This window comes from Leifsonia soli, from assembly GCF_013408745.1.
In the GTDB taxonomy this organism is placed as follows: domain Bacteria; phylum Actinomycetota; class Actinomycetes; order Actinomycetales; family Microbacteriaceae; genus Leifsonia; species Leifsonia soli.
Genome location: NZ_JACCBJ010000001.1, coordinates 1,028,011 through 1,054,169, shown reverse-complemented (window position 1 = coordinate 1,054,169; position 26,159 = coordinate 1,028,011). Strand labels below are relative to the sequence as shown.

24 protein-coding genes and 2 tRNA genes are annotated in these 26,159 nt (G+C 71.7%); 9 read left to right on the top strand and 17 right to left on the bottom strand.

Annotation, left to right across the window (positions count from 1 at the left end; genetic code table 11):
- Window positions 1–85 precede the first annotated feature (85 nt).
- On the bottom strand, window positions 86–934 hold the full coding sequence (locus BJ963_RS05085) for a DUF1684 domain-containing protein (protein ID WP_179455040.1): 849 nt from the start codon (window positions 932–934) through the stop codon (window positions 86–88).
- Window positions 935–1,001: 67 nt separating this feature from the next.
- Window positions 1,002–2,708 carry a bifunctional 3'-5' exonuclease/DNA polymerase gene (locus BJ963_RS05080; protein ID WP_179455038.1) on the bottom strand — a complete coding sequence of 569 codons (1,707 nt, stop codon included), beginning with the start codon at window positions 2,706–2,708 and terminating at the stop codon, window positions 1,002–1,004.
- A 128-nt stretch (window positions 2,709–2,836) separates the two neighbouring features.
- Here BJ963_RS05080 and BJ963_RS05075 point away from each other — a divergent pair, with 128 nt between their 5' ends.
- Complete coding sequence (locus tag BJ963_RS05075; protein WP_089911028.1) at window positions 2,837–3,172, top strand: hypothetical protein; 336 nt, start codon at window positions 2,837–2,839, stop codon at window positions 3,170–3,172.
- Between the two features lie 83 nt (window positions 3,173–3,255).
- Here BJ963_RS05075 and BJ963_RS05070 read toward each other — a convergent pair whose 3' ends face one another.
- Complete coding sequence (locus BJ963_RS05070; protein ID WP_089911032.1) at window positions 3,256–3,714, bottom strand: NUDIX domain-containing protein; 459 nt, start codon at window positions 3,712–3,714, stop codon at window positions 3,256–3,258.
- Between the two features lie 76 nt (window positions 3,715–3,790).
- Here BJ963_RS05070 and BJ963_RS05065 point away from each other — a divergent pair, with 76 nt between their 5' ends.
- The 4 genes from BJ963_RS05065 to BJ963_RS05050 all read left to right on the top strand — a co-directional run bounded on the left by BJ963_RS05065 (window position 3,791) and on the right by BJ963_RS05050 (window position 10,059).
- Window positions 3,791–4,270: an NUDIX hydrolase gene (locus tag BJ963_RS05065; RefSeq protein WP_179455036.1), complete on the top strand. Its 480-nt coding sequence runs from the start codon at window positions 3,791–3,793 to the stop codon at window positions 4,268–4,270.
- Between the two features lie 64 nt (window positions 4,271–4,334).
- Window positions 4,335–4,697, top strand: coding sequence for a hypothetical protein (locus tag BJ963_RS05060; RefSeq protein ID WP_089911037.1), 363 nt, complete (start codon window positions 4,335–4,337; stop codon window positions 4,695–4,697).
- Between the two features lie 104 nt (window positions 4,698–4,801).
- The gene (locus BJ963_RS05055; protein ID WP_179458034.1) at window positions 4,802–8,758 is read left to right on the top strand and encodes a Pls/PosA family non-ribosomal peptide synthetase; all 3,957 of its coding nucleotides are present in this window, start codon (window positions 4,802–4,804) and stop codon (window positions 8,756–8,758) included.
- The gene (locus tag BJ963_RS05050) at window positions 8,755–10,059 is read left to right on the top strand and encodes a M1 family metallopeptidase (RefSeq protein ID WP_179455034.1); all 1,305 of its coding nucleotides are present in this window, start codon (window positions 8,755–8,757) and stop codon (window positions 10,057–10,059) included. Before BJ963_RS05055 ends, BJ963_RS05050 begins: the two co-directional genes overlap by 4 nt.
- A 34-nt stretch (window positions 10,060–10,093) precedes the next feature.
- Here BJ963_RS05050 and BJ963_RS05045 read toward each other — a convergent pair whose 3' ends face one another.
- The 5 genes from BJ963_RS05045 to BJ963_RS05025 form a co-directional block, all read right to left on the bottom strand.
- A complete protein-coding gene (locus tag BJ963_RS05045; protein WP_179455032.1) occupies window positions 10,094–10,687 on the bottom strand; it encodes a 4'-phosphopantetheinyl transferase family protein in 594 nt (197 codons plus the stop codon).
- Between the two features lie 123 nt (window positions 10,688–10,810).
- Window positions 10,811–11,371, bottom strand: coding sequence for a hypothetical protein (locus tag BJ963_RS05040; RefSeq protein ID WP_179455030.1), 561 nt, complete (start codon window positions 11,369–11,371; stop codon window positions 10,811–10,813).
- An 87-nt stretch (window positions 11,372–11,458) separates the two neighbouring features.
- Window positions 11,459–11,532, bottom strand: a tRNA-Ile gene (locus BJ963_RS05035).
- 19 nt (window positions 11,533–11,551) lie between these two features.
- Entirely contained in the window at window positions 11,552–12,805 is a 1,254-nt protein-coding gene (locus BJ963_RS05030; protein ID WP_179455028.1) for a glycosyltransferase, read from the bottom strand.
- A 93-nt stretch (window positions 12,806–12,898) separates the two neighbouring features.
- Window positions 12,899–13,864, bottom strand: a complete 966-nt coding sequence (locus BJ963_RS05025) for a multidrug DMT transporter permease (protein ID WP_179455026.1) — start codon at window positions 13,862–13,864, stop codon at window positions 12,899–12,901.
- Between the two features lie 40 nt (window positions 13,865–13,904).
- Between BJ963_RS05025 and def the strand changes: the two genes are divergently transcribed.
- Entirely contained in the window at window positions 13,905–14,471 is a 567-nt protein-coding gene (gene def, locus BJ963_RS05020) for a peptide deformylase (RefSeq protein ID WP_179455024.1), read from the top strand.
- Between the two features lie 12 nt (window positions 14,472–14,483).
- Here the strand turns inward: def and BJ963_RS05015 are convergent, their stop codons facing one another.
- Both BJ963_RS05015 and BJ963_RS05010 read right to left on the bottom strand, forming a co-directional pair.
- The gene (locus BJ963_RS05015) at window positions 14,484–15,359 is read right to left on the bottom strand and encodes a sensor histidine kinase (protein WP_179455022.1); all 876 of its coding nucleotides are present in this window, start codon (window positions 15,357–15,359) and stop codon (window positions 14,484–14,486) included.
- A 131-nt stretch (window positions 15,360–15,490) separates the two neighbouring features.
- Window positions 15,491–15,802, bottom strand: coding sequence for an SHOCT domain-containing protein (locus BJ963_RS05010; protein ID WP_089911055.1), 312 nt, complete (start codon window positions 15,800–15,802; stop codon window positions 15,491–15,493).
- 199 nt (window positions 15,803–16,001) lie between these two features.
- On the opposite strand from BJ963_RS05010, the gene BJ963_RS05005 reads away from it, so the two are divergent.
- The 3 genes from BJ963_RS05005 (at window position 16,002) to BJ963_RS04995 (ending at window position 18,236) form a co-directional block, all read left to right on the top strand.
- Window positions 16,002–16,202: a hypothetical protein gene (locus BJ963_RS05005; protein WP_179455020.1), complete on the top strand. Its 201-nt coding sequence runs from the start codon at window positions 16,002–16,004 to the stop codon at window positions 16,200–16,202.
- Between the two features lie 94 nt (window positions 16,203–16,296).
- The gene (locus tag BJ963_RS05000; RefSeq protein WP_179455018.1) at window positions 16,297–17,577 is read left to right on the top strand and encodes a histidine kinase; all 1,281 of its coding nucleotides are present in this window, start codon (window positions 16,297–16,299) and stop codon (window positions 17,575–17,577) included.
- Complete coding sequence (locus BJ963_RS04995; RefSeq protein WP_179455016.1) at window positions 17,574–18,236, top strand: response regulator; 663 nt, start codon at window positions 17,574–17,576, stop codon at window positions 18,234–18,236. The genes BJ963_RS05000 and BJ963_RS04995 overlap by 4 nt, the downstream gene beginning before the upstream one ends.
- Window positions 18,237–18,322: 86 nt before the next feature.
- On the opposite strand, the gene BJ963_RS04990 is transcribed toward BJ963_RS04995, so the two are convergent.
- The 7 genes from BJ963_RS04990 to BJ963_RS04960 all read right to left on the bottom strand — a co-directional run bounded on the left by BJ963_RS04990 (window position 18,323) and on the right by BJ963_RS04960 (window position 26,024).
- A tRNA-Asn gene (locus BJ963_RS04990) sits at window positions 18,323–18,395 on the bottom strand.
- A gap of 79 nt (window positions 18,396–18,474) precedes the next feature.
- Entirely contained in the window at window positions 18,475–19,506 is a 1,032-nt protein-coding gene (locus BJ963_RS04985; RefSeq protein WP_246297991.1) for a D-isomer specific 2-hydroxyacid dehydrogenase family protein, read from the bottom strand.
- Complete coding sequence (locus BJ963_RS04980) at window positions 19,503–20,435, bottom strand: ATP-binding cassette domain-containing protein (protein WP_179455014.1); 933 nt, start codon at window positions 20,433–20,435, stop codon at window positions 19,503–19,505. The genes BJ963_RS04985 and BJ963_RS04980 overlap by 4 nt, the downstream gene beginning before the upstream one ends.
- Before the next feature lie 10 nt (window positions 20,436–20,445).
- Window positions 20,446–22,134 carry a dipeptide ABC transporter ATP-binding protein gene (locus BJ963_RS04975; protein ID WP_089911069.1) on the bottom strand — a complete coding sequence of 563 codons (1,689 nt, stop codon included), beginning with the start codon at window positions 22,132–22,134 and terminating at the stop codon, window positions 20,446–20,448.
- The gene (locus tag BJ963_RS04970) at window positions 22,131–23,201 is read right to left on the bottom strand and encodes an ABC transporter permease (protein ID WP_179455012.1); all 1,071 of its coding nucleotides are present in this window, start codon (window positions 23,199–23,201) and stop codon (window positions 22,131–22,133) included. Before BJ963_RS04970 ends, BJ963_RS04975 begins: the two co-directional genes overlap by 4 nt.
- 1 nt (window position 23,202) lies before the next feature.
- Complete coding sequence (locus BJ963_RS04965) at window positions 23,203–24,300, bottom strand: ABC transporter permease (protein WP_179455010.1); 1,098 nt, start codon at window positions 24,298–24,300, stop codon at window positions 23,203–23,205.
- A 95-nt stretch (window positions 24,301–24,395) separates the two neighbouring features.
- Window positions 24,396–26,024, bottom strand: a complete 1,629-nt coding sequence (locus tag BJ963_RS04960; RefSeq protein ID WP_179455008.1) for an ABC transporter substrate-binding protein — start codon at window positions 26,022–26,024, stop codon at window positions 24,396–24,398.
- Window positions 26,025–26,159: the final 135 nt, after the last annotated feature.

Here is a 26,159-nt window from a genome sequence, read left to right as displayed (position 1 = left end):
CGCCCGGCCCGCCACGTCATCGCCGCCGTCGGAGATTTCGGGCGGACTCTCCGACGCACGCAGCGGCGGCGGCCGGAGCCGTCGATCAGTGGAGCAGCTCGCCCTGGTTGTTCAGGACGTTCTTCTCGCCGGCCTCGATCGGCACCGCGAAGCGGTTCTGCGCCGGCGGGAGCGGGCAGTTGAAGTTGTAGCTGAACGCGCACGGCGGCAGGACGGCGAGGTTGAAGTCGAGCGTCACCGTGCCGTCCTCGTTCGGCACCACGAACAGGAATCGGCCGACCGAGTAGGTGCTGTCGCCGTTCGTCGTGTCGGCGAAGACGAGCTGCAGGGCGCGCCCGGCCTTGAATGCGGCGAGGTTGTAGTCGACGCCGTCCTTCGTGAAGGTGATCTCGCCGGGGATGACCATGTCGCGGGTCGCGCCGTCGTCCTTGAGGTGCTCGAAGCCGACCGTCTTGCCGCCCTCGATCGGTGTGAAGGATGCGGTGATGATCCACTCCGGGTTGAACGGGAAGGCGTCGATGGAGCCGAACTCCTGGATCGCCTCCGAGTTCGCGTCCCACACGCGGAGGGCGTAGTCGGCGTCCTCGCTGGCGATGACGAAGCCGCTGACCGTGTCGCTGAAACGGATCTTCCCCGGATTGGGGTCGTCCTTGCCTCGGACGATCGCCGAGCCGTCGACCAGCACGTCGTCGACGAAGATGTTGTCGGTCGCCGCCGCGGTGACCTTCAGACCCGACTGGCCCGCGGGAAGCGGAGACCAGAGCCCGGGGACGCCCCAGATCGGCTGCTCCGAGTCCGGCTCTCCGGTGATCCACTGGGTGTTGACCAGCGCCAGGTTGCCCTGCGGCGCGGTCACGGCCTGCTCGCGGCGGGCGCGGTAGCGGGCGAGGACGGCGTTCGGATCGGTCGGGGCGGCTGCGGCGGTGTCGGTCATGGTCTCCATCCTCGGTCAGGTCGGAGGTGACAACCAACTCCGACACTCGGGCATTCCGGGGCGGAGGTCATTTCGCCTCCGCGTAGCTGTCGACGATCGCGGCCGTGACGGGGAACTCCACCGGGAACGCGCCGAACAGCAGCCGCCCCGCCTGCTCGGCCGACGCGCGCACGGCCGCCGCCACCTCGTCTGCCAGCTCCTCAGGCGTGTGGACGATGACCTCGTCGTGCAGGAAGTACACGAGGTGCGGTGAGGCGGTGAACGCGGCGCCCGGCGCGAGGGCGGTCAGCCGGTTGCGGAGCTCGGCCATCCAGCACAGCGCCCACTCGGCGGCGCTGGCCTGGACGACGAAGTTGCGGGTGAACCGGCCCCAGTCGCGGCCGAGGCTCCGGGCACGACGCTCGTCGGCCTCGGTCGCGTCGGCCGCGGATGCCGCCGACTGCACCTCCCCCCACCGGCCGCCGGGGAGGGGCGAGCTGCGTCCGAGCCGGGAGGTGACCTTCTCGCCGCGCTCCCCGGCGCGCGCCGCATCCTCCACCAGTCGCACCGCACGCGGGAAAGCGCGGGTGAGCCGCGGCATCAGCCGGCCGCTCTCCCCCGTCGTCGCCCCGTACATCGCTCCGAGCATGGCGACCTTCGCCTGGGCGCGCGCGTCGACGGCACCCGACGCCACGATGCCCTCGTACAGGTCTTTGCCGCGGCCGGCGGCGGCCATCGCCTCGTCGCCGGAGAGTCCGGTCAGGACGCGCGGCTCGAGCTGCGCCGCATCCGCCACCACCAGCTTCCAGCCCGGGTCGGCGACGACGGCTCCGCGCACCTGCCGGGGCAGCTGCAGGGCGCCTCCGCCCCGGGTGGCCCAGCGACCGGTCACCACCCCGCCCGGCACGTAGTCCGGCCGGAAGCGGCCGTCGTGCACCCAGGCGTCGAGCCACGTCCAGCCGTTCGCGGTGAGCAGCCGCGACAGCTTCTTGTAGCGGAGCAGCGGGTCGATCACGGGATGCTCGATCCGGCGGAGCTCCCACGACCGGGTGGAGGTCGCCAGGATGCCGGCGCGCTGCAGGGCCTTGAGCAGGTCGGGCGGACTGTCCGGATTGAGGTCGGGCGCCTCCAGCTGCTCCCGCAGCTCGCGCACGAGGCCCTCCAGCACGGCGGGGCGGCCGTACGCGGGCCGCGGGCCCAGCAGCCCGGTCAGCAGCGCGTCGTGCCGCTCGGCGCTGTACGGGAGGCCCGCATACTGCAGTTCGACGCCGATCAGCGCCCCGGCGGACTCCGCGGCGAGCAGCAGCCGCAGGCGGCGCGGGTCGGCGCTGGAGGCGATGGCCTGCTCCTGCGCGACGAACTCGTCGCGGACGGAGGCCGGGGACGCGACGGCCGCGTCCGCGGGTTCGTCGAGGTCGAAGAGGGCGGTGTGCACTGCCGGCGCCTCCGCCTCCGGCTCGACCACCGCATCCCACGGGCCGGGGTCGGCGCGGGCCAGGGGCGTCGCCGCCGTCAGCGTGGAGCCCCGGAGGATGACGTGGCACAGTCGTAGATCGACGCAGCGCTCCACCCGCGCCCCGGCCGACAGCAGAGCGGGGTACCAGGCCCGCGTGTCGTCCCAGACCCACCGCGGCCGGTCGGCGGAGCCCGGGGCCCCGGCCTCCTCCGCTTCTACGAGCGCCGGCAGGCCGCCGAGTGCGAGCGTCTCCATCCGCTCCGGCACACCCTCCCGCGACAGGTCGAGCCACGTCGCGCGGACGTCGCCGCGCCCGACGCGCTCGAGGAGGATGTGCACCGTCCCATTCTCGCCGCGACCGCCGACACGGACCGCCGACACGGGCGGGCGCCGGATGCTTGCGTGCGCGTGCGTATCTGAGGATAATTCACGGAACGACGATGCCGACCCGAAAGGCATGATCGACGATGACCGTCTACCTGCACGACAGCCAGGGGGTCTGGATCGCGTTCCGAAGCGACCTGACCTCCCGCGACCTCTTCAACCCCGATGGCGAGTGGATCGGCTGGTTCCCCTGGGGGGACCACGATGCCGTCACGCCCGACGGCGACTATCTGGGGACCGTCCGCGGCGACCGGCTGTTCGCCCGAGCGGATGTCCCGTACCGCGGGCGGCCGGGGTATCCCGGAGCGCCGGCCTACGCCGGCACCGTCCCGTATCCGGGCGCTGCGCCGTACTCGGGCCTGCCGGACGGCTGCGACGACGTCGCCTCCTCCCTGCTCTGGCCGCGCGTCGCCTCCTGAGTCCCGCAGCCGACAGCTCCTGAGTTTTTACGCCGCGCGCCCGCGTGTCGACCCGAAAAACTCAGGAGCCGTGGGCGGGGCGGTCAGTCCGAGAGGGCGGTGAGCCGCGCGCGCAGCTGCGGCCACGCGTCAGCGAAGCCGGGATGCAGCGGCAGGGCCGTGACCTCGTTCACCGGCACCCAGCGCAGTTCGATGCTCTCGACGTCCGCCATGTGCGGCTCGAACGGCCGCACCGCCTGGCCGACGACGGTCGTGTACGACCAGAATCCGAGGTCGAGCACGCTCTCGAACAGCACGTGAACGGCGTCGGGCGGCACCGCCGCCTCCTCCGCCGCCTCGCGCAGCGCGCCCTCGACGGCGCTCTCCCCCGCGTGACGTGCACCGCCGGGCAGGCCCCAGGTGCCGCCGAAGTGGCTCCAGTCGGCCCTGTGCTGCAGCAGGATCCCGCGCCGCAGGTCGTGCACGAGCAGCCCGGCGGCGCCGAACCGGCCCCAGAACCGCTGGCCGTCCGGCCCTTCCACCCACGCGTCTCCCGAGTCCACGTCTCCACGTTAGTCGCCGCGCGGCGCCGCTTTCACCGCGCTGTCATCCGGCGACGCGGCGTGGGAGGCTGGAGGCATGCCCGTCCGCAGCGCCGCCCTCCTGCTGTACCGTCGCCGCGCCGCCGTCGAGGTCTGGATCGCCCACATGGGCGGTCCGTTCTGGGCGAGCAAGGACGAGGGCGCGTGGTCGCTGCCGAAGGGCATCGTGGAGGCCGAGGACCGGGGCGACGAGCTGTCCGCCGCCCGCCGGGAGTTCGCCGAGGAGATCGGCTCCCCCGCTCCGGACGCCGACTATGTCGCGCTCGGCGATTTCCGCGGATCCGGCAAGACGATCGTCGTGTTCGCGGCAGAAGCGGAGTTCGACCCGGAGGCCGTCCGGAGCAACACCTTCGAGCTGGAATGGCCTCCGCGTTCCGGCCGGATGCGCACGTTCCCCGAGGTCGACGACGCGCGCTGGTTCTCGGTGGACGACGCCCGCACGAAGCTGACGAAAGCCCAGCGGCCCATTCTGGACGCGCTGCTCGCCCACCTCGACGACGACGCGGAAATCCACTAGTCAGCGCAGGCTCCGCGCGCCGTAGGGTAAGCCCCATCAGGGGGCGGAACCCGAAGGAGGGGCTGTGGCGAAGAGCAAGGCCGAGAAGGCAGCCGAGAAGGCGCTCGACGCGGCGCGGGTCGCCGTCGGCGAAGCGGAGCAGGCGGTCAAGAAGCTCGACAAGAAGACACGGCGGGATGCGGAGGACCTGGCCGACCGCCTCCAGCAGGCCGCGAAGGACGCCAAGAAGGCCGTCCGCCGGGCGAAGAAGACCGCGGACGACGCCCGCACCTCGGCGAAGCAGATCGTCGAGCATGTGGCGGCGCCCGCGTCGAGCACCGGCATCCCGACATTCCGTGAGCTGCGCGACCGGGCGAAGGCGCGCGGCATCCAGGGCTACTCGCGGATGAACAAGGCCCAGCTGCTGCACGCGCTCGGCGAGGGATGATCGCGGCGTCCGTTCACCGGCGCTTTACCCGGCGCCCGTAGCGTGCGCCCGTGGCCGATGCTCCCCTGACCGACGTGCCCGCCAGCGACGTTCCCGACAGCGACGTGCCCGACAGCGACGTGCCCGCAGCCGGGCTGCCCCGGACCGGCCTGCTGCTGCGGTCGGAGGATGCGCCTCCCGCGCGGACGCTGATCGACATCCTGACCGAGACCGCGCGCCGCTTCCCCGACGCCTCCGCGCTGGAGGACGCGACCGGCGCGCTGAGCTACCGCGAACTCCTCGCCCGGGTCGCCGCGGGCGCCGCGCGCCTGCACGAGAACGGCGTCTCGCCGGGCGACCGGGTGGGCGTGAGGATGAGCTCGGGCAGCCGCGAGCTGTACCTCGCGATCCTGAGCGTGCTCGCCGCCGGCGCGGCGTACGTCCCGGTGGATGCCGACGACCCGCAGGAGCGCGCCGATCTGGTGTTCGGCGAGGCCGCCGTCCGTGCCGTCCTGACGGACGGCGGGCTGGTGCTGGCGGGCGAGGATCAGCCGCGGCAGGTGCTCCGCGACGCGCCGCATCCCTCGACGGCCGCGCTTCCGGTCGTCGCCCCGCCCGGGCCGGAGGACGACGCCTGGATCATCTTCACCTCCGGCTCGACCGGCACCCCGAAGGGCGTCGCCGTCCGACACCGGTCCGCTGCCGCTTTCGTGGACGCCGAGTCGCGGCTGTTCCTGCAGGAGGAGCCGGTGGGCCCGCAGGACCGCGTCCTCGCGGGCCTCTCGGTGGCGTTCGACGCCTCCTGCGAGGAGATGTGGCTGGCCTGGGCGCACGGCGCCTGCCTGGTGCCGGCTCCCCGTGCGCTTGTGAGGACCGGCATGGACCTGGGCCCATGGCTGTCCGCCCGCCGGATCACCGTCGTCTCGACCGTTCCCACTCTGGCGGCGCTCTGGCCGGTGGATGCGCTGGACAGCGTCCGGCTGCTCATCTTCGGCGGGGAGGCCTGCCCTCCCGAACTGGTGAGCCGGCTGGCCGTCGCCGGCCGCGAGGTCTGGAACACCTACGGCCCGACGGAGGCGACCGTCGTCGCCTGCGCGGCCACGCTGACCGCCGGGGAGCCGGTGCGGATCGGGCTGCCCCTCGACGGCTGGGACCTCGCGGTCGTCGATGCGGAGGGCCGCCCGGTCGCCGACGGCGAGAGCGGAGAGCTCGTCATCGGCGGGGTCGGCCTCGCCCGCTATCTCGATCCGGCCAAGGACGCGGAGAAGTACGCGCCGATGCCGACCCTCGGCTGGGATCGGGCGTACCGCAGCGGCGACCTGGTGCGGTTCGACCCGGCCGGGCTGTTCTACCTGGGCCGCGCGGACGACCAGGTCAAGGTCGGCGGGCGGCGGATCGAGCTGGGCGAGGTGGAGGCCGCACTGCAGCAGCTCCCCGGGGTGTCCGGGGCCGCCGCAGCCGTTCGGCGGTCGGCGGCCGGGAACGATGTCCTGGTCGGCTATCTCGCGGTGCCGGACACCGCCGTCTTCGACCGTGCGGCAGCGCTCGCCCACCTGCGCGAGACGTTGCCTGCCGCTCTCGTGCCCCTCCTCGCGGTGGTGGACGAGCTGCCGGTGCGCACCTCCGGCAAGGTCGACAAGGCCGCTCTGCCATGGCCGCTGGAAGACACCGGCTCCGATGGCGTGACCATCGACGATCCCGTCGCCTCGGCCCTCGCAGCGGACTGGCGCAGCGTCCTGGGGCTCCCGGTCACCGGCTCCGACGACAACTTCTTCGACCTCGGCGGCGGTTCGCTGGCCGCGGCGCAGCTGGTGTCGCTGATCCGACGCCGGCATCCGGACATCACCGTCGCGGATGTGTATGCGACGCCGCGCTTCGGCGCGATGGCGCAGGCGCTGGCGGAGAGCTCGCCGTCGTCGTCCGCCGCATCCACGCACGTGGTGCCGCCGACTCCGCTGCGGATGCGCGCGCTGCAGACCGTTCTGGGCATCCCGCTGTTCATCCTGGGCGGCATCCGCTGGCTGCTGTACCTGCTGACCGCCTCCGCCCTGCTTCGGCCGCTCGGGGGCTTCGACGTGCTCCCGGCGGCGGACCCGGTGTGGCTCGTCGTCGGCCTGCTCGTCTTCGTGACGCCGTGGGGCCGCATGGCGATCTCGGTGGCCGCGTCCCGGCTTCTCCTCCTCGGGGTGCGGGCCGGCGATCATCCCCGCGGCGGCGGTGTCCACCTCCGGCTGTGGCTGGCCGAGCAGGTCGCCCACCAGATCGGCGCCGCAAGCCTCGCCGGCGCCCCGTGGATCCTCTACTACGCCCGCGCGCTCGGTGCGACGATCGACCGCGGGGTCGATCTGCACGCTCTGCCGCCGGTGACCGGGATGCTCCGCATCGGAGCGGGCGCCTCCATCGAGCCGGAGGTCGACCTGGCTGGGTACTGGATCGACGGCGACGTCGTGCGGATCGGTGAGATCCGCATCGGAGCGGGCAGCTCGGTCGGAGCCAGGAGCTCCCTGATGCCGGGGACGAAGATCGGCCGCAATGCGACCGTCGCCCCGGGCTCCGCGGTGTTCGGGCGCGTGCCGGCCGGCCAGAACTGGTCCGGCTCCCCGGCCGTGCGCATCGGGCGGGCGCACGACTGGTGGCCGCAGGAGCGCCCGCAGCGCAGGACCAGATGGCTCGCCGCCTACGCCCTGTCGTCCGTCGTGGTGTCCCTGGTGCCGGTCGTGGCGCTCGCGGCCGGTGCGGCGGTCGTCGCCGCCTTCCTCCGCGGCGCTACCGGCTGGGGCGACGTGATCGGGGGCGCCGCCACCGGGCTCGTCCCCGCGACGCTCGTCTCCGGCGTGGTGCTGGCGGCGCTGGTCGTCGTGCTCGTCCGCCTGCTCGGCATCGGGATGCGCGAGGGCGTCTTCCCCGTCCGCAGCCGCACCGGGTGGCAGGCGTGGTCGACGGAGCGCCTGCTCGACCAGGCGCGCACGGTGTTGTTCCCGCTGTACTCCAGCCTGTTCACCCCGGTCTGGCTGCGGATGCTCGGAGCGCGGGTGGGCAGCGACGTCGAGGCGTCGACCGTGCTGCTCCTCCCCCGCATGACGCGCATCCGCGACGGCGCCTTCCTCGCGGACGACACCCTGGTGGCCTCATACGAGCTCGGAGGCGGCTACGTCCGCATCGCCGCGGTGGACATCGGCGCCCGCGCCTTCCTCGGCAACTCGGGCATGGCCGGCGCGGGCAATCGCGTGCCGCGCGACGGTCTGGTCGCCGTGCTGTCGTTCGCCCCACGGAAGGCGAAAGCCGGGACCTCGTGGCTCGGCTCGCCGCCGGTGAAGCTGCGCCGCCAGACGCAGGACGCCGACCCCACGCGCACCTTCGAGCCGCCGACGCGGCTGCGCGTCGCGCGCACCGCCTGGGAGCTCCTGCGCATCGTTCCCGTCATCGTGACCTACGCCATCGGGCTGGCGGTCGTGATCGCACTGGGCGCCGCGGAGGCGGCCTGGGGCACGGTCTGGGCCATCGTGCTCGGCGGACCCGTCCTGCTCGCCGCCGGCGCCGTCGCGGCCGCGCTCAGCACCGCGGCCAAGTGGACGCTGATCGGGAGGCTGAAGCCGGGCGAGCATCCGCTCTGGTCGTCGTTCGTGTGGCGCAGCGAGGTGTCGGACACCTTCACCGAGATGGTGGCGGCGCCCTGGTTCGCCTGGGCGGCCTCCGGAACTCCCGCCCTGGTCTGGTGGCTGCGCAGCCTCGGCGCCCGCATCGGCTCCGGCGTGTGGATCGACAGCTACTGGCTGCCGGAGGCCGATCTGGTGACGCTGGGCGACGCATCCACCGTCAATCGGGGCTGCGTCGTGCAGACGCACCTGTTCCATGATCGAATCATGAGCATGGACCAGGTCACCATCGAACGCGGCGGAACGCTCGGGCCGCACAGCGTCATCCTGCCCGCCGCCGACATCGGCGCCGACGCGACCGTCGGGCCCGCCTCCCTCGTGATGCGCGGAGAGACGGTGCCCGCGGGCAGCCGCTGGAGCGGCAACCCGATCGGTCCGTGGCGCGAGGTCGTCGTGCGCGAGTACCGGGCGCGGGCCGGCGGATGACCGACGGATCACCGCACGTCTACCTCCCGCGCTCCGGCACCGACGACTTCTCGGTCCTCCGGTACGACCTCGACCTCGACTACCGGGTGGCGACCAACCGATTGGATGCGACGGCGACGATCCGCGCGCGCGCCGAGGTGCCGCTCGCCGCGATCGTCCTCGACCTCGTCCACCTGAAGGCGAAGAAGGTGCGCGTCGACGGTCAGAAGCGCGCCCGCTTCACCCAGAGTCCGACGCACCTGCGGATCACCCCGGCTGCCCCCATCCCGGCCGGCACGGAGTTCGTGGTCGAGATCGCCTACGACGGTTCGCCCGTGCCGCGCCGCAGCCGGTGGGGCACGCTGGGCTGGGAGGAGCTCACCGACGGCGTGATCGTGGCATCGCAGCCGTCGGGCGCGCCGAGCTGGTTCCCGTGCAACGACCGGCCCTCCGACCGTGCCGCCTACGGCATCCGCGTGACGACCGAGCAGGCGTACGCCGTCCTCGCGACGGGCGAGCCGACGGGGCACAGCGTGAGCGGCGGCCGCGGAACCTGGACCTTCGAGCGCGAGGAGCCGACGGCGACCTACCTCGCCGCCGTCCAGATCGGCCGCTACACGCTCGAACCGCGCCGGTCCGCCGGGGTGGAGTGGGTGGTGGCGTACCCGTCGGCCCTTGCGCAGCGCGTGCTGCACGACTTCGAGCCCGTCGGCCGGATGCTGGAGAGCTTCCAGGACCTGTTCGGCCCGTACCCGTTCCCGTCCTACACGGTGGTGGTCACGGAGGACCCGCTCGAGATCCCTCTCGAAGCACAGGCGATGGCGACCTTCGGCTCCTCCCACGCGGACGGCCGCAGCGGGTCGGAGCGGCTCGTCGCGCACGAGCTGGCGCACCAGTGGTTCGGCAACAGCGTCGGTCTCGCCTCCTGGCGCGACATCTGGCTCAACGAGGGCTTCGCCTGCTACGCGGAGTGGCTGTGGTCGGAGGTCTCCGGCGGGATGTCGGCGGCGGCGCACGCGCGCATCCACCACGCCGCGCTCCGGCTCAAGCCGGGCGCGCTCGTCCTCGGCGACCCCGGCCCGGACTCGATGTTCGACGACCGGGTCTACAAGCGCGGGGCGTGTCTGCTGCACGCGTTGCGGATGCGGCTGGGCGACGAGACGTTCTTCGACCTGCTGCGGACGTGGACGCGCGAGAACCGCTTCCGGACGGTCACCAGCGCGGACTTCGAGGCGCTCGCGGAGCGGTTCTCGGAGGAGCCGCTCGCCGCATTCTTCGACGCCTGGCTGCGGCGGCCGCAGCTGCCCGCGCTGGGGCATTGAGCGGCGGGATGCCGAGCGGCCGAGCTCCGGGTGGTCACGCGCCGCGCCGACGACCCGTCGCCACCGTGACCAGGCAGTCGTCCACCTGCGCGGTCCGCAGGGCGTAGCGACGGCCGTCCAGCCGGGCGGAGAGGCGCGCGACGTGCACCGCATCGGGATCGCGCCGCAGCCCGCTCCCCTCGGCCTTGAGTACGGCCTCGACGGCCGTCCACCGGCGGCCGGGGTCGCCACCACCCGGAGCGAGGTCGTCGATCGCGTCGGCGCGGCGACGCAGCTCGTCGAGCGTCTCGGCGTCGATCCCGACGGGACGCCGGGAGGCGACCGCGAACGCGCGCCCGCCGGCGTGCGACAGCGACACGAACCACGGCCGTGGTGCCCCCGCAACCATCGGACGGCCGTGCGACAGCCCGCAGTCCGGGCACGTCGCGTCGATCGCGGCGCCATCGGCACCCGCCTGGTCCAGCGCCTGCTGAAGGGCGGAACGGCCGGCCACGAACGCGGCCAGCCCGTCGAGGTCGGCGTGCAACGAGGAGAGGCGGTCGCGGTCGCCCGTTGACAGCCGGGAGGCGACGCTCGTGACGAGGGCGGCATCCACCGACCGATGCGGGACGACGACGAGAGCGGGCACGATGCCTCCCTCCCGTCGGGTCGTCACGATGCTAGCGCGCTCGGCACCGTTCGTCGGCGCATGCCGGGATGGGAGTGCGGGCCGCCGGTCTCGCTTCCGACGGCCCGCAGCCTGGTGACGGGATCAGCGGGCGGGGCCGCCGGTGCCGTCGTCGAATCGGGGAGCCTCGTGCCGCGCCGCCCGGCGCGGGGAGTCGTCGGCTGCGGCGTTGGGGTCCTGGACCGGGGCCGCCTCCGGAGCCGGAGCTGCCGGAGCGGCGGTGGTCCCGGGTGCGGGAGCCGGAGCGGCCGCAGGAGGTGCCGCAGCGTCGGCGCGCGACCCGTCGTCGATACGGTTGCCGTTGCGATCCGTCCGCACGTCCGGGTCGACGTGGTCGGCGCGGCGCAGCGCCTCCTCCGACTCGGTGCGGGCCTCGGCTGCGGCACTCTGCCGCTCCTCCGCCTCACGTCGCAGACGTTCGGCGTCGACCTCTGCCTGCTTCGCGTCGGCGGCGGCCCGCGCGGCCTTCGCCTCGCGCTCGCGCGCTTCGAGCTCGGTCTGGGCGGCCGACTGCCGCATCTCCTCCGCCTTGTGCCGATCGGCTTCGCGCTTGCGGTTGCGGCCCACCGTGGCGGCGACGATGGCGATCACGACGATCACGACCACCACGACGACGATGAGGACGATCCATCCGGTTGTGTTCATGCCGTGTCACGGTACCCCCGGCTCCCGGAATAGCTAGGGGATTGAACCATTCGGGTGCCTGCGGGCGATGCAACGGCCTCGCGGACGTAGGGCGGACGGGACTTGAACCCGTGACCGAGGAATTATGAGTTCCCTGCTCTGACCAGCTGAGCTACCGCCCCGATCGTGCGCCGGCTCCGGTCACTCGGGAGCGGGCACGCTGGGGGCCGCATCCGTCACCGGCTCGGCCACCGGCTCCCCACGATACAGGCTTTCGAAGGTGCTGATCGTGGTCTGGATGTCGTGAGCGGCGACGATGCGGAGGGAGGCGCGCTTGAGCACATCGAGCTCCTCCTGCGGCAGGGTGAGCACGCTCTCCAGCTTGTCCGCGAGATCCTGTGCGTCGCCCGGGCGGAACAGGTGCCCGTTCTCCCCCTCGTGCACGAGGTGCGGGAGGGCCATGGCGTCGGCGGCGACGACGGGGAGGGCCGAGGCCATCGCCTCCATCGTGGCGATCGACTGGAGCTCGGCGATCGACGGCATCGCGAAGACGGTGGCCCGCGTATACGCCTGCCGCAGCTCCTCGTCGCTCACATAGCCGAGGAAGTCGACGCGGTCGGCGATGCCGAGGGTCTCGGCCATGGATTGCAGGTTCTTGAGCTGGTCGCCGCCGCCGACGATCTGCAGGCGCGCATCCAGGTTCTCCGGCAGCAGCTTGACCGCGTTGAGCAGCACATCGATCTGCTTCTCGCCGGTGACCCGGCCGACGAAGAGGATCCGGTTGCCCGTGCGCGGCGTGAAGTCGGGCGTGTAGTTGTGGGCGTCGATGCCGCACGACACGGCGTGCACGCCGCGCAGACCCGTCGACGCCTCCAGGAACTCCGCCGCCTTGCGGGTCGGCGTCGTCACCGACTCGGCGCGGTCGAAGCTCTTGCGGGCGTCCGCCCACGCGAGCTTCACGAAGGTCTTGCGCAGGAACTTCGGCAGCAGCGTGAACTCGACGATGTTGTCGGCCATGACGTGGTTGGTCGCGACGATGCGGATGCCGCGCTTCTCGGCCTCCGCAGCGAGCCCGCGCCCGACGACGATGTGCGACTGGAAGTGGACGACATCCGGCTTCACCTCGTCGAGGATGCGGCGGGCGTTGGCCTTGCTCATCCACGGGAGAGCGAAGCGCAGCCAGTCGTGCGGGTACCAGCGCCAGCTGCGGAGACGGTGAGCCGTCATCTTCTGGCCCTCGTGCTCTTCGATCCAGGTGCCGTGCCTGCGGCTCGCGGCCGGGGCGACGACGTGCACGTCGTGGCCGTGCTCCACCAGGCCTGCGGCGAGGCGCTCGGCGAAACGGGCGGCGCCGTTCACGTCGGGGGCGAAGGTGTCGCACCCCATCACGATGGTCAGCGGCTTCTTCTCGGCCGGGGCGGCAGGGGTCGGATGCGGTCCGCTCGAGTCAGGCACGTGGTTCGTTCCCTCGGTCGTGGGCTTCAGATGGCGAATCCGGCGACGGTGTTCGCGGCCCGGGCAGATGGTCGCGCCCGGTCGTTCAACGCCCTAGTCTAAGCGGCTTTGCTCTGCGACGTCCGCAATGCGGTCGGCCACCGGCGCGTCCGTCGCGCTCTGCGGGTGGTACTTCGCGAGCTGGAACACGCCGAGGATGGCGACGGCTCCCGTCAGCGCGAAGCCGACCATGGCCCACCACGGAGCACCGGCCGCCTCGTTCAGGACGAGGATGCCGATGGTGACGGCCACGAGCGGGTCGATGACGGTGAGACCGGCGATGACGAGGTCCGGCGGCCCCGACGAGTAGGCGTTCTGCACGAAGTAGGCGCCGAGCACCGCCGCGAGCAGCAGAGCGACGATGCAGGCGACCAGGAGCCAGTCCCACTCCTGGTTCGAGATGCGGTCGATCGCGACCTTCGCCAGGGTGGCGACGAAGCCGTAGAGCACGCCGGCGCCGACGATGTAGATGATCGCCTTGAACCGGTGGCGCAGGAACCAGAACAGCGTGCCGAACGCGATCAGCACGACCGCAAGGATGACCAGGATGACGACCAGCGCCTGGCTGGTGACCGGCAGATCCCGCGCGAACACGGCGGCCAGCAGAACGAACGCCCCCACCCCGCTGACGCAGAGGGTGACGGCGATCACGGATTGGTGATTCAGCTTCACCCCGCTCACCCGGGCGTTGAGGATGCTGGTGATGACGAGGCCGACGACGCCGAGCGGCTGCACCAGGATGATCGGCGACAGCTTCAGGCTGACGAGCTGGAAGACGATGGCGAGACCGAGCAGCAGCGTGCCGATCACCCACGACGGGCGGGCGAGCAGGCGACCCATCTGGCGGCCGCTGAGACCGCCGTCCGCGTGGCCGGCGATCGACTCGACCTTCGCGACGCCGTGGTGCTGCAGCTGCGCGCCAACGGAGAGGAAGCAGGCACCGACGAGCGCGACCGGGATGCCCAGGAGCTGGCTGGGCTGATACGACAGGTCGAACGCGTCCATCAGTTCCGTTCCCACCCCACGACCCTACCGGGAATGATCCGGATAGTCTTGCTGAATGGCCGTCATCCCCATCCGAATCACCGGTGACCCCATCCTCCACTCCCCCGCCCTTCCCGTCGCCGAGATCGACGACGAACTGCGCACCCTGGTCGCGGACATGTTCGAGACGATGGACGAGGCCCCCGGCGTCGGGCTCGCCGCACCGCAGGTCGGTGTGCCGCTCCGCCTGTTCGTCTACGGGTGGGCGGACGACGACGACGTCCTGCACCGCGGCGTCGCGATCAACCCGACGCTGTGGCTGAGCCCGCTGCCGGTCGGCGAGCTGGATGAGGACACCGAGTCGGAGGGGTGCCTGTCGTTCCCGGGCGAGCGCTTCCCGCTGCGGAGGGCCGAGCGCGCGATCCTGCAGGCGACCGACCTGGACGGTGCCGAGTACGAGGTGCACGCCGATGGCTGGCTCGCCCGGATCTTCCAGCACGAGTACGACCACCTCGACGGCGTGCTCTACGTGGACCGGCTGACGCATCCCTACGGCAAAGCGGCGCTGAAGACGCAGCGCAAGAACAGCTGGGGCGTTCCCGGACTGAGCTGGCTGCCGGGGCGCGACCACCTGGAGGAGTGACGCCGGACGCGATCAGCGCCGCAGGTCGACCCCGTGGATGCCGTTGTGGTGGCGCAGCGCAGGGAAGACGACGGACAGCGTGAACCCGACACCGGCGACGGTCTGCGCGTTCAGCGTCCCGCCGAAGAGCGCCGCACGGTCGCGCATCTCCATGATGCCGGCGCCCTCGTAGTGCTCGGTGAGCGCGCGCACGTCGTCGGCGATCGTGTAGGCGGTCGCCTGGTCGACGCCCTCCCGGTCGAGCCCGAGCCGGCGGGCAGCCGCGCGGATGCCGTCGTCCTCGACGCTGACGGCCAGACCCTCCGGCGTCCAGGCGAACGCGACCGCCGCGTTCGTCCCCGCTCCGCCGTGCTTGAGGGCGTTCTCGAGACTGGTCTGCAGGATGCGGAAGACGGCGAGCTCAGCACCCGGCCGCAGCTCGAAGCGCTCACCGCTCTCCGTGAAGGTGACGGCGAGCCCGGCGTCCCGCATCACGCGGAACAGGTCGCGCGCCGAGTGGAGGCTGGGCTGGGGCGATGCGGCGTCCTGCGCCTCGCGCGCGACGGCCTGGAGGCGGCGCAGGTCGGCCAGCGCGTCGCGCGCGGACGTCTCGAGCAGCCCGGCGGAGCGGACCGCCGCGGCGGGGTCGGCCGCGGCCGAATAGCGGACACCCTCGGCCTGGGTCACGAGCCGGGAGACGGACTGGATCGCCACATCCCCCAGGTCGCCGATGATGCGGAACCGTCCGGCCTGCTCGGCGAGGTCGAGCTCGCGGTCGATGCGGTCCCACTCCGACTCCTGGCGGGTGTCGCGCAGACGGATCCGGCGGCGCCGCTCCCACAGCCAGAGACCGAGGAAGACGAGCGCTGCGATGCCGAGCACGACGGCCGCGAGCAGCATGGGGTCCATCGCCCGTCCTTTCCGCCGCGCGGCTGCGCGGCCCGGTCGATACTACCGGGCCGCGCACAACGACGGACGGGGCTCCGACGCGGCTGTGGAGAACTCCGCGTCGGGCCCGTCTGGGGAGAGATGGGTCTCGGTCAGGCGCCGTCGCGGTTCGCGCGCAGCACCTCCAGCCGCGCCCGGTACTCCTGCTCGTCGATGTCGCCGTTGGCGTAGCGCTGCGCGAGGGTCTTCTCGGCGGAGCGGACGCCTCCGTTCGGGCCCCAGCCGTCGTATCCGCCGCGTGCGGCGGCGGCGCGGCGCCAGCGTCGGCCGGCGAACCCGAAGAGGAGGACGAAGACGAGGATCCAGAAGATCGGGATGAAGATCCACCACCAGCCGACGAACGGCGGGCCGTAGGCGACGGCGCACGGTGCGGCGGCGACGACGGTGGCCAGTGAGCTGAGCATGATGCGTGTCCAATCGTGAGTGATCCGCGCCTGTCGCGGACCGACACCCACAGCCTCGCCGCCTCGCCCCTCGCCCGAATCCGCCCCCGGGTGCGTTCCGGCCTACTCCCCCGGGAGCACCATTCGGCACGAATCCCGCGACCCCAGGACGAGAGACGCACTCTGTCGCGGAGACGGTTCGCGGCCGTACGATGCCCGCATGATGCACGAGGACGGCCGCCACGCAGGCGACGACGAGCGGCCGGACGACGCGGTCGACGACTACGAGAACGATCAAGCGCAGAACCGCGAGTCGCTGGAGCGCGAGGCGGGGCTGACGGCGTTCGGCGGCCCGACCTTCGGCCACCTGTTCGACCAGCAGCCCGACGACGGCGGGTTCGACGCCGAGCACAACCCGTGAGCGGGCTCCGCGCCGCCCGCGTACTCCCCGCGGAGTAGCCGCGAGACTCCCGGCGGGGGACGCTGCACCGGGGTGCCCTGGCTAGCATGAGGAGATGCCCTGGAACGCGCCCCCGGATCCGGGCGCGAGCGCGCGCTTCGGCGACACCCCCCCCGAGCCGCCCGGCTGGGAGCGCACGCCCTGGACGGAGCGCGGACGCCCGCGCGGCGCCCGCTGGTTCGCCGTCGTCGTCGCCGCGCTTCTCCAGCTGCCCGGCATCGCCATCGCGGCCCACGACGCCTCGCACGACCCGCTGACCCTCGCGTTCTCGGTTCTCGCCTTCGCCGCCTCCTTCGTGCTGCTCGCCGCGCGCCGTCATCCCGGGCCCACCGTCGTCGCGATCGCCGTGCTCTGCGCCCCCGCGATCGCTGTGACGACCGGACCGCCGTTCTCGGCCGTCCCGCTCGCCTTCGCCGTCGTGACCGCCGTCGTGCGCGGCGCGCGGGTCTGGGCCTGGTGGACGCTGGCGGGCTTCGCGATCGTCGGCCCGGTTGCCGCGTACCTGCTGCGCGGGGATCCGGCCGCGATGCTGCGGCCCCTCATCATCACGCTCATCCTGTGCCTGCTCCTGGGCGTCGGTGAGGCGCTGCGCAACCGGCGGGAGCGCTACCGCGAGGTGGCGCGCCAGATCGCCTCGCGACGCGAGGCCGCCGCAGAGGCCGAGCGACTCCGCATCGCCCGCGAACTGCACGACGTGCTGGCTCATTCCCTCTCGCAGATCAGCGTCCAGGCCGGGGTCGGCCTCCACCTGTTCGACGCGCGGCCGGAGAAGGCCAGGGAGAGCCTGGAGGCGATCAAGACGACCAGCAGCCAGGCCCTCGAGGAGGTGCGCGGCGTCCTCGGCTTCCTCCGCGGCACCGAAGAGCAGGCCGCCCGGTCGCCCGAGCCCGACCTCGCCCGCATCCCCGAGCTGGTGAAGACCTACCGCAAGGCCGGCCTGCAGGTCGCGTACAGCACCGACCTGACCTCGACGCCGTCCGCGGCCACGCAGCTCGCGTTGTACCGGATCGTGCAGGAGTCGCTCACGAACGTCGGCCGGCACGCGCAGGCGGCGAACGTCGCGATCAGCCTCACCGAGACCGGCGGCTGGTATGTGCTGACCATCCGCGACGACGGCCGCGGGCTGCCGACCGCGAGCGGGGACGGCCGTACCTCCGCCGAGTTCGCGGCGGCCGGCGTCGGTCGCGGCGGCCGGGGCATGGTCGGGATGCGCGAGCGCGCCGAGCTGCTCGGCGGCCGGTTCGACGTGCGACCGGCCGAGGGCGGAGGGCTTCTCGTCGAGGCGCGCATCCCCGTCTCCTCCCAGCGCACCGCGCCGACGGCGGCCGCGTCGTGATCCGGGTGCTGCTCGCGGACGACCAATTGCTGGTCCGTGCCGGCTTCCGCGCCCTGCTGGAGGCCGAGGACGATGTCGAGATCGTCGGAGAGGCCGGGACCGGCCGCGCGGCGGTGGACCTCGTGCGGCAGACCCATCCCGACGTCGTGCTCATGGACATCCGGATGCCCGACGGCGACGGGCTGTGGGCGACCGGCGAGATCGCCGCCGATCCCGCGCTCTCAGGCACCCGCATCGTCATCGTGACGACCTTCGAGCTGGACGAGTACGTCGCCCAGGCGATCATCGCGGGCGCGAGCGGGTTCCTGGTGAAGGACACCGAGCCCGTCGAGCTCATCCGCGCCGTGCACGTCGTCGCCGACGGCGACGCGCTGCTCTCCCCCGGCGTGACGCGCCGGCTCATCGAGCGCGTGTCGAGCGGCCTCCGGCCCGCACCGGACGCCGCGGCGCTGCGACAGCTCACCGAGCGCGAACGCGAGGTGCTGACGCTCGTCGCACACGGCCTGACCAACACCGAGATCGGCGAACGGCTCTTCCTCAGCCCGCTCACCGCCAAGACCCACGTCTCACGGATCATGACCAAGCTGGATGCGCGCGACCGCGTGCACCTCGTCGTCCTCGCCTACGAGACCGGCCTGGTCCAGCCCGGCTGGCAGTAGGCCAGCGGGAGATCCGGCCGGCGGGACAGCCACCGGCAGCGACGAAAACCCCCGGCCTTCCGAAGAAGGCCGGGGGTTTCACAACGCTCCCCGACTTGGACTCGAACCAAGAACCTGCCGGTTAACAGCCGGCTGCTCTGCCAATTGAGCTATCGAGGAATGCTTGATCAGCGAAGCTACTCTAGCAAGAGTCGCGGCCGCGGGAGAAATCGGGGCTGCATCCCGCGCGCGTCCAGGCTCAGTACCCCGCCGCGGGGTCCACGACGCCCACGAAACGGCCATCGTCGAGGAAGGCACGGACGTTCAGACGGATGCGCTCGGCGAGCAGCGGGGCTGTCATCTCGGGGGTGTCCGCCTGGTGCGGCGTGATGATGACGTTCGGCTCGTCCCACAGCGGGTGCCCGTCGGGCAGCGGCTCCGGGTCCGTCACGTCGATGCCCGCCCCCGCGATCGTGCCGGAGCGGAGCGCGGCGAGCAGCGCATCCGTGTCGACCAGTCCGCCGCGGGCGATGTTGACGAGGTAGGAGGTGTCCTTCATCGCGGCGAACTGCTCCGCGCCGAACAGGTGACGCGTTCCGCCGGTGAGGGCGGCGGCGACCACCACGAGGTCCGCGGACGGCAGCACCTCGGTCAACCGGTCGGCCGTGACCGTGCGGACGGCGCCCTCGACCGGTGACGCGCTGCGCCGCACGATCGTCACGCGCACGCCGAACGGCTCCAACAGCCGCATCAGCTCGATGGCGATGCCCCCGGCGCCGACGATCACGACGTCGAGGCCGTAGAGCGACCGGCCCTCCTGCTCCGTCGCCCACGACCGCGCGCGCACCCGCTTCGGGATCACCCGCAGCAGCGCGAGGCTCAGAACCAGGGCGTGCTCGGCGACCGGCTGGGCGTACGCGCCCTTCGCGCTGGTCCAGATCAGGCCGGGGCGATCCTCCGTCGCCAGCACGTCGGCGAACGCGTCGACACCCGCCCAGGGCAGCTGCACCCAGCCGATGCCGGGATGCGCGTGCAGCACCGCCGGGAAGTCCGCCGCCTGCGTGTTGGACAGCCAGATCACGCCGCGCGTTCGGCCGGAGAGCGGCTCGACCGTCCCGCCGGCCGACTCGACGGCATCCACGAAACGCTGCGACGGCTGCGGCAGCACCGCGATCGGCCCGGGTTCCGGCCGCTGATCCTCCGGGAGCGCGGTCGCCTCCACCGCCAGCACCGCGGTGTGATGCGAACGGGACTCGCCCAGCTCCATCTCGTCCATTCCGTCCGCGCTCATCGCGTCTCCACTCCTCCGCGCTCGTCGACCGTTCCGGTCTGCTCCGTCGCTCCCGCGCTCTCCGACGCCACCGCAGCCCGGCGGGTCGCTCCGCGCTGCGGACGCCGCTCGGCGCGCTGAGCCGGGGGCTTCAACGCCCGCGCCAGACCGGCGACGAACGGATGCGTCGGGTCGGCGAGCACCTCCTCGATCGGCCCGTAGCCGACGGGACGACCACCCTGCAGCACGAGCGAGACGTCGGTGGCACGGCGCAGCACCGCGAGGTCGTGACTCACCACGACCGCCGAGAAGTCGGGATGCCCGCGCAGCTGGCCGAGCAGGTCGATCACCGCGTCGCGCACGGTCGCGTCGATCCCGGCCGTCGGCTCGTCGGCGACCAGGATGCTGGGGCCGAGCACGAGCGCACGCGCCAGGGCGACGCGCTGCCGCTGCCCCGAGCTCAGCTCGTACGGGTACTTGTTGAGCACGCTGAGCGGCAGGTGAACGGTGTCGAGCATGGTCGCCGCCCGGGCTCCCGCCGTGCGCCGCGGGTAGCGCTCGTCGCGCTCGAAGATCGGGAGGGTGACGTTGTCCTGCACGCTCAGAGACGGCTCCAGCGTCGCCGCGGCCTCCTGCGGCAGGTACCCGACGTGGAAGGTCACCTCGGCCAGGTCGCGCTTGCGCGCCTTCCGCAACGGGTGGCCGAGGACGGACGCCTCTCCCCCGCTGATCCGCGGCCCCGGGTCGGACGCCCGTGCGGGGAGCACCCGGCCGGCGAGCACCTGCGCGAGCGTGCTCTTCCCGGAACCGGTCTCGCCCAGCACACCGAGCACCTGGCCCTGCTCGAGATGGAAGCTCACCCCGCGCAGGGCCACGCACGACGCACTGGGCCCCCGCGCTGGATATTCGACGGACAGGTCGCTGACGACGATGGCGGGGACGGGACTCACGTCTTCGACCCTAGGCGCTCTCCCCCTGCAACTGTCGCAGCGCCTCGCGCCGGTCGGCCTGTTCGATCGGATCGGGAACGGGCAAGGAGGCGAGCAGCCGCTGGGTGTACGCCTCGCGCGGGCTGCCGAGCACCTCGACGCCGGTCCCCTCCTCGACGAGCTTCCCTCGGTGCAGCACCGCGATCCGGTCGGCGAGCAGGTCGACGACCGCCAGGTCGTGACTGATGAACAGCGACGCGAATCCGAACTCCCGTTGAAGATCGGCGAACAGCTCCAGCACGCGCGCCTGCACCGACACGTCCAGCGCGGAGGTCGGTTCGTCGGCGATGAGGAGGCTGGGCTCGAGCGCGAGCGCCCGCGCCAGGCTGGCACGCTGACGCTGGCCGCCGGACAGCTCGTGCGGGTAGCGGTCGCCGTAGGCACGGGGCAGCTGCACCGCCTCCAGCAGCTCGTCGACGCGACGCCGGGCCTCTCCGGCGGAGCTCGCCCGGCCGTGCACGACCAGCGGCTCCGCCACGCACTCGGCGATGGTGAGCAGCGGGTTGAAGCTCGATGCCGGGTCCTGGAACACGAAGCCGATCTCGCTGCGCACCTTGCGGAAGCGCCGCTCGCGGACTCCGTTCATCTCCAGGCCGAGCACCTCGAGCGACCCGCCCGTGACCCGGTTGAGCCCCGCGATCGCCCGCCCGATGGTCGTCTTGCCCGACCCGGACTCGCCGACCAGGCCGAGCACTTCGCCCGGGCGGATCTCGAACGAGACGCCGTCGACCGCCACGAAGCCGGGGCGGCCGAGCCGGCCCGGATACTGGATGCGCAGGTCGCGCGCCCGCACAACGGGCGCCTCGATCGGCCGTTCGGCCCGCGCGATGGCGCGGTCCTGCGTTGCCACCAGGCCCTGGCCGATCTTGGGCACGGCGGCGAGCAGAGCGCGCGTGTACTCGGCCTGCGGCGACGAGAACAGCGTCCGCACATCCGCCTGCTCGACCAGCTTGCCCTGGTACATGACCGCGACGCGGTCGGCGAGGTCGGCGACGACGCCCATGTTGTGCGTGATCAGCACGATGGCGGCGCCGAACTCGTCGCGGCACCGGCGCAGCAGGTCGAGGATCTCAGCCTGCACCGTCACATCCAGGGCCGTGGTCGGCTCGTCCGCGACGATGAGGCCGGGGTTGAGCACGAGTGCCATGGCGATGACGATGCGCTGCTTCTGACCGCCGGAGAACTGGTGCGGGTAGTACTTGACCCGCTTCTCCGGCTCGGGGATGCCGACGCGGCCGAGGATCTCGACGGCGCGCTCGCGGGCCTCCTTCTTCGACAGCTTCCCGTGGGCCCGCAGGCCCTCGGCGATCTGCCAGCCGACGGGATACACCGGGTTCAGGGCCGTCGAAGGCTCCTGGAACACCATGGCGACATCGGTTCCACGCACCTCGCGCAGCTTGTTCTTGCCGATCGAGATGATGTCCGCCTCGGTCTGGCCGTCCCGGCTGCGGAGGATGACGGCACCGGACGCCGTCGCGGTCTCGGGCAGCAGCCCGAGGATGGTCTTCGCGGTGACGGTCTTACCCGACCCGGACTCCCCGACGATCGCCAGCACCTCGCCGGGCGCGACGCTGAGGCTCACCCCGTCGACCGCTTTCACGGCGCCCGCGTCGGTGGAGAAGGAGACCGAGAGGTCCTTGATCTGTACCACGTCGCTCATGGACGCACCTCGATTCCGTGCTCGTCGAACGATTCCCCGCCCTCGAGGCCGTCGACCCCGCCGGGGCCAGCCGTAAGGGTTCCGCCGGGCACGACCGAGGTCTCGGCGACCTCGCCCGATGCGGCCGCAGCCCGACGCCGCCCGCGCAGGCGCGGGTCGGCCAGGTCGTTGAGGCTCTCGCCCACCAGGGTGATGCCCAGCACGACCAGCACGATCGCGAGGCCGGGATAGATGGAGGTCCACCAGATCCCGCTCGTCACGTCGTCCACGGCCTTGTTCAGGTCGTAGCCCCACTCGGCCGCGGCGGTCGGCTCGATGCCGAAGCCCAGGAAGCCGAGGCCCGCCAGGGTGAGGATGGCCTCGGACGAGTTGAGGGTGAAGATCAGCGGCAGTGTCCTGGTCGAGTTGCGCAGCACGTGACGGAACATGATCCGGGTGTTGCTCGCGCCGACGACGCGGGCCGACTCCACGTACGCCTCGGCCTTGATCCGGACGACCTCCGAGCGGATCACCCGGAAGTACTGCGGTATGTACACGACCGTGATCGAGATCGCCGCAGCGAGGATGCCGCCCCACAGGCTGGACTGGCCGCCGCTGATCGCGATGGCCATCACGATCGCGAGCAGCAGCGACGGGAACGCGTAGATCGCATCGCAGATGACGACGAGCACGCGGTCGAGCCAGCCGCCGAAGTATCCGGAGACGAGCCCGAGCAGGACGCCGGCGAAGATCGACAGGACGACCGCGACGATGATGACGAGGATCGCCGTCTGCGTTCCCCAGATCACGCGCGAGAACACGTCGTAGCCGCCGGAGGTCGTTCCCCAGATGTGCGCGGCGCTCGGCGGCTGCTGCGCACCGAACGGCTTGCCGTCCGCGCGGAGCTGGGCGAACCCGTACGGCGCGATCAGCGGGGCGAAGACCGAGAGCAGGATGAACAGCGCCGTGATGACGAGGCCGACGACGAGCATCCCGCGCTGCAGGCCGACGCTCTGGCGCAGCTGGTGGACGACGGGGAGGCGCTCCCAGAGCGAGCGCTTGCGGGTGGTGAGAGCCGCTGTCGACATCTCAGTACCTCACTCTCGGGTCGATGAGCGCCGCGATGACGTCGACGATGAAGTTGGTGAGGGTGACCACGATCGCCAGCAGCACGACCATTCCCTGCACGGCGACGAAGTCGCGCGCCTGCAGGTAGTGCACCAGCTGGAAGCCGAGGCCCTTCCACTCGAACGTGGTCTCGGTCAGCACCGCGCCGCCCAGGAGCAGCGCGATCTGCAGGCCGATGACGGTGATGATCGGGATGAGCGCCGGCCGGTAGGCGTGCTTGCGCAGCAGCCGGGACTCGCGCACACCGCGCGAGCGGGCGGCGTCGACATAGTCGGTGGAGAGCGTCCCGATCACGTTGGTGCGCACCAGCCGGAGAAAGACCCCGGCGGTGAGCAGGCCGAGCGCGATGGCCGGAAGGATGGCGTGCAGCAGGACGTCGCCGATGACGGCCGGGTCGCCGGTCTGGAACGCGTCGACGAGGTAGATGCCCGTCTTGTTGTCGAGCGTCTGCATCTCGAGCTCGGAGCTGGTGGACGCACGGCCGGAGACCGGGAGCCAGCCCAGCCAGATCGAGAACACCAGCTTCAGCACGAGGCCGACGAAGAACACCGGCGTCGCGTAGCAGAGGATCGCGAGCACGCGGAGGGTCGCATCCTGGGCCTTGTCGCGGAAGTACGCGGCCATGAGCCCGAACGGGATGCCGACGATGAACGCGACGACGAGCGCGTAGAACGCGAGCTCCAGCGTGGCGGCGCCGTACGTCAGCAGGACCTGCGTGACGGGCTGGTTGTCGGTGAAGGTGGTGCCGAAGTCGCCGCGGAGGATCTGCCCGAGGTACTCGAAGTACTGGACGAGGATCGGCCGGTCGTAGCCGGCCTCGTGGACCCGCTGCGCCAGCTGCGCCGGAGGCAGCTTGCCGCCGAGGGCCGCGGTGATCGGGTCGCCCGTCGACCGCATCAGGAAGAAGACGGTGGTGACGAGGATGAAGATGGTGGGAATGATGAGGACGGCGCGCACCAGGATGTAGCGGCCGAGGCCGCCTCCCGATCGCCGCTTCGCCTTCGTCCGGTCGGGACCCGGGGCGGTCCCGGCCGCCGGGGCGCTGACAGTCGCTGTCATGGAAGCCAATCGTGGTGGTTCGTGGAAAGGGGGCGGCTCGCTCCGTGAGCGAGCCACCCCCCGGTTCGGCTCAGAGCTGGTGGCTCAGGGCCGCGTTACTTCGAGAGCGCCGCGTAGCGGAACTTGAAGGACGGGTCGAGCGTCTTGTCGGCGCCGGAGACGCCCTTCGCGACGATCGCGACCTGCGAGCCCTGAAGCAGCGGCAGCGTGCTGAGGTCCGCCCCGACCTTGGCCTGGATCTCCTCGATCAGCTTGGTGCGCTCGGCCTTGTCGGTCGTGCCCGCCTGCTGGGCGATGAGGTCCTGGACCTCCGGGTTGTCGTAGTGGTTCGCCAGGAAGTTGTCCTTGATGAAGAACGGGGACAGGTAGTTGTCGGCGTCCGAGTAGTCCGGGAACCAGCCGAGCTGGTACGCGGGGTAGACGTCGGCGGTGCGGTCCTTCGAGTACTGCACCCACTCGGTGGACTGCAGGTTCACCTTGAACAGGCCGCCGTTCTCCAGCTGCTCCTTGACCAGCGCGTACTCGTCACCGGAGGACGGGCCGTAGTGGTCGGGGTTGTACTGGAGGTTCAGCGACACCGGGGTGGTGACACCGGCCGCCTGCAGGGCCTGCTTGGCCTTGTCGAGGCTCGGTCCGCCGTTGCCGTCGCCGTAGAGGTCCTTGAGCACCGTGGTGGCGCCGGTCAGGCCGTCCGGGACGAACGAGTACAGCGGGGTGTAGGTGCCCTTGTAGACCTGGTCCGCGATCGCCGCGCGGTCGACCAGGTCGGCGGCCGCCTGGCGCACCGCGAGGGCCTTCTTCGCGTCGGCCTCCGGGGTGGTCGCGCCGAACGGCTGGGTGTTGAAGTTGAACACGATGTAGCGGATCTCGCCACCCGGGCCCTTGACGACCTTCACCTTGTTGTTGCCCTCGAGGCTCGCGATGTCCGTGGCCGAGAGGCTGCGGTAGGCGACGTCGATGGCGGTCTTCTGGATGTCGAGCTTGAGGTTCGACGACTCCGCGTAGTACTTGACGTTGACCTTGTCGGTCGCCGGCTTGCCGAGGAGGCCCTTGTAGCCCGAGTAGGCCTTGTAGGCGATCAGGTTGTTGAAGTCGTAGCTCGTGATGTCGTACTGGCCGGCGAACGGGTGGCCCTTGACGATGGTGTTGTCGGGCGTGACCTTGTCGGCCGAGAAGACCTGCTCGTCGACGATCGGACCGGCGGGGCTGGAGAGCACCTGCGGGAAGGTCTGGTCGTTCGGCACCTTGAGCTTGAACACGACGGTCGTCTTGTCCGGAGCCGAGACGCTGTCCAGGTTGGCCAGCAGCGATGCCGGGCCGTTGGGGTCGTTGATCTTGATCTGGCGGTCGAAGGTGAACTTCACGTCCGACGAGGTCAGGTCGTGGCCGTTCGCGAACTTCAGGCCCGGCTTGAGCTTGACCGTGTACTCGGTCGGCGAGGTGAAGTCCGCGCTCTCGGCGATGTCCGGCTTGACGTCGGGGCTACCGTACGGGGTGTTCAGGAGGAACGGGTACACCTGGTTCATCACGGCGAAGGAGCCGTTGTCGTAGGAACCGGCGGGGTCGATCGACGTGATCTTGTCGGTGGTGCCGATGGTGATGGCGCCACCGCCGCCGCCCGAGCCGTTGTTGCTCCCGGAGCAGCCGGCGAGCACCAGTGCCGCGGCCGCGAACGCGGCGGATACGGCGAGCAGGCGCCGACCGCCGTTGTGTGCGGATGTCATATCCGAATACCTCTTCCTGGTGTGGGATGCGGAGCGGCGTCGTCGCAGGCGTGCGGGATCGCCGTTCGCGTGAGAACTTTCCTAGCACGGAATGCTCGTTGTTCCTGCATTCGGATGCGGATCCGGGCGCGATCT